Origin of the sequence: Vibrio makurazakiensis, assembly GCF_050337375.1 — a bacterium.
In the GTDB taxonomy this organism is placed as follows: Bacteria; Pseudomonadota; Gammaproteobacteria; order Enterobacterales; family Vibrionaceae; genus Vibrio; species Vibrio makurazakiensis.
This window is the reverse complement of record NZ_JAKJSW010000350.1, coordinates 1-2,864: the sequence shown is the minus strand read 5'-3', so window position 1 is coordinate 2,864 and position 2,864 is coordinate 1. Positions and strand designations below refer to the sequence as shown.

Below are 2,864 nucleotides of genomic sequence, written 5' to 3'. Positions count from 1 at the left end.
CCTGTTATTCAATGTGCTTGAAAGCATTATGCTAGCTGAGTAGCTGAGTCATCAAATGAAAAAGGCTTTCTTTCTCAATAACATGAGGTAGAAAGCCTTTTTGTTTCTGCGTGTTACTTTGAAACTCTTGGCTTATATAGCTGCTAAGCTTTAGAAGGGAAGCACTTACTATGTTTAGGCTGACACTTCTACTTCGTAAGACGAAAACTTACGGATGTTGATTACGCCCGTATCAAAGATTAAGTACTGTCCTTTAATCCCTTTCAATACACCAGTTACTTCTGGGTTCTTATCAAAGTTATGAGAAGTGATTTTGGTCGGGTGTTGTTCGACAGGGTAGCTAAGTGGAGTAATATTTTCACTTAATACTTCGACTGCATCGTCACCATATTTAGCTTTAATGTCGTTAATAGTCGATTCTACAAGGGGTAAGAGCTCAGCTGCACGCTGAACCAAATCCATGTCATCACCGTCTTCTTTAAGAAGTGTACGCCAATTAGTTTTGTCGGAAATATGTTTGGCTAATTCAATTTCAATCAGGCCAGATATTTGACGAGTCTTCACTTTCAAAATTGGTAGGCCTTGCGTTGCGCCTTGGTCAATCCAACGTGTTGGAATTTGTGTATGGCGAGTGATGCCCACTTTTAAACTTGAAGTGTTTGATAGATAAACGAAGTGATCAACCATGCAGTTGTCCTCACCCCATTGAGGTTCGCGACAGGTGCCAGCGTCGTAGTGACAAGTTTCTGGTTTCATAATACACATGTCGCAGCTTGCTAGTTTTCTCATGCACACAAAGCAGTGGCCTTGTGAGTAACTCTTCTTGGTTTTTTTACCACAAGCGCTACAAAAAATATTGCCTGTGTGAGTCAGCGTGACAGTTTGGCCAATCAAAGGGTTCAATTCAACCATCTCATCACCGACAGGTAAGCGATAGCTTACGTCGCCATCTAGAGACGCACTCATTTTCTTGAGTGTTCCAGTTGCTAATAAAGACATGACATTACTCTTAATATTTATAGTTTTGTGTATAGAGTTTAAGCGTATGGCTCGCTAAGTGTGCTTAACCCTAATTTTGTCTGTTTATGATAGCAAAATGCGAAGAAGCTTTGAGTAAAACTTAAAGGCTGCTGACGACTTTTGTTCGGCACTTGTTTTATTTATAAACTACGATTTTCTTATGGGTAATTTAGAACATGACTTCGTGGGCAAGGAATGTTAAAAGTATACGGTACGCGCGGCTATATTATAATCCGGCTGTATATTTAGAATAAATATAGAAATTAAATAGATGTTAGTCAGTGTCGAGGCTATGGCCTCTAAAGCAAACATATGTAGTGACTAAAGCAGGAAGCTTAAAGTGAAATGGATTCATAAGGTCATCTTTATATTCGTTATTTTGACCATTGCGATTGTTCAGCTCTATCGTGTCAATGGCGATAGAAAAGTGTTAACAATTTCCCCTAAAGACTATACGTTCTTCGCTACTAATGATCAGGGAGAAGGCGGTAAAAGTACCTCGGATCTTAAGTTTGAAAGTGGGGCGTACATATTAGAGTGTGAGCTAATTAAGTCGGACTACCCTTGGCCGTATTGTGGCTTATCCATTCACATCGATCCTGATTCTTCTATCGGGATAGACCTATCTCAATACCACACATTTAAAGTTAATATCGACTACGTTCAGAGCGGTACAGGTGAAGGGCGTTTACGTGCTTACTTACGTAACTTTAACCCAGCGTATTCTACCGTTGAAAATGAATATACCCACAAATACAACGGGATGGAATATCAGCCAGGTATTGAACAAGGCAAACGTAGAATCCCGATTGATAACCTACAAGTGATGACGTGGTGGTTGGCTGATAACAAAATCGAGATAGAACATTCGGCACCAGAATACTCAAATATCAACAAAATTGAGTTTGCGACGGGTTCCTCATCGACTCTGGGCAAACATCGTATTGTTATTAAGAGCATCGAATTCGAAGGGGCTTATATGAAAGCCGAGAATTTGTTTTTGATGCTTCTAGCCTTGTGGGTCACTGTTGCGATGACCTATGTTTTAACTGAATTATATCGGACGCGGAAAGCCATAATGCTTTCAGAGCGCAGGCACAGCCATTTAGAAAACGTGAATAAGACGTTAAGAGCACAAAACCTTGAGTTTGCTGAGCTTGCCCATCGCGATGCGCTTACCGGAGCGATGAACCGACACGCAATTCGAGATTGGGTGAAAGGGCACTCTAAGTCGGTGGAGTCAGATGATTCAAGTATGTCGGTTCTCTATTTGGACATAGATTTTTTCAAGGCGATTAATGACAAGTATGGCCACAAGATGGGTGACAACATACTTAAAGAGTTCTGCATGGTTGTTTCCAATGAAGTGAGAAGTAAAGACCGCTTGGCCCGTTGGGGAGGGGAAGAGTTTATTGTTTTTTTACCTAATACTGGTATTGATCAAGCTAGTCAAATTGCGGAGCGAATTTGTCGTCAAGTGTCTCAACATATATGGGTACACGGGGATGCACTAACTTGCAGTATTGGTGTTGTCACTGAAACTGGAAAAGAAAAAATTACAGAAACTATAACTAGAGCGGATGAAGCTTTATATCAAGCTAAGCAGCTCGGACGAAATCGTGTTGAAGTTAGTGCTATTACTTAAATTCAATAATATGTACGTCGATGAAAAAAATGGTGGCGTGATGCCACCAAAAAGGGAAAGCTGAATCTAGTTAGGGTTTACCTTGCTGTCTAAAACTGTGGGTATAACGCTAACCTATCCTCAACTAGTAGTGCTCTGTTGGTAGTAATCCCTAAACTCTCAAGAAGGGTGTTGAGATTACTGGTATTAGTTATAGATC

At 40.5% G+C, this 2,864-nt stretch carries 2 protein-coding genes; one reads left to right on the top strand and one right to left on the bottom strand.

Translation table 11 applies throughout. The features are described from left to right. Window positions 1-174: 174 nt before the first annotated feature. Window positions 175-999: a DUF2797 domain-containing protein gene (locus L4C33_RS21235; RefSeq protein ID WP_428814379.1), complete on the bottom strand. Its 825-nt coding sequence runs from the start codon at window positions 997-999 to the stop codon at window positions 175-177. A 361-nt stretch (window positions 1,000-1,360) separates the two neighbouring features. On the opposite strand from L4C33_RS21235, the gene L4C33_RS21230 reads away from it, so the two are divergent. Next, window positions 1,361-2,665, top strand: a complete 1,305-nt coding sequence (locus L4C33_RS21230; protein ID WP_428814378.1) for a GGDEF domain-containing protein — start codon at window positions 1,361-1,363, stop codon at window positions 2,663-2,665. Window positions 2,666-2,864: the final 199 nt, after the last annotated feature.

Coding starts and splice junctions, on each gene's coding strand:
- L4C33_RS21235 (WP_428814379.1), bottom strand. CDS start 999: ATGTCTTTATTAGCAACTGGAACACTCAAGAAAATGAGTGCGTCTCTA.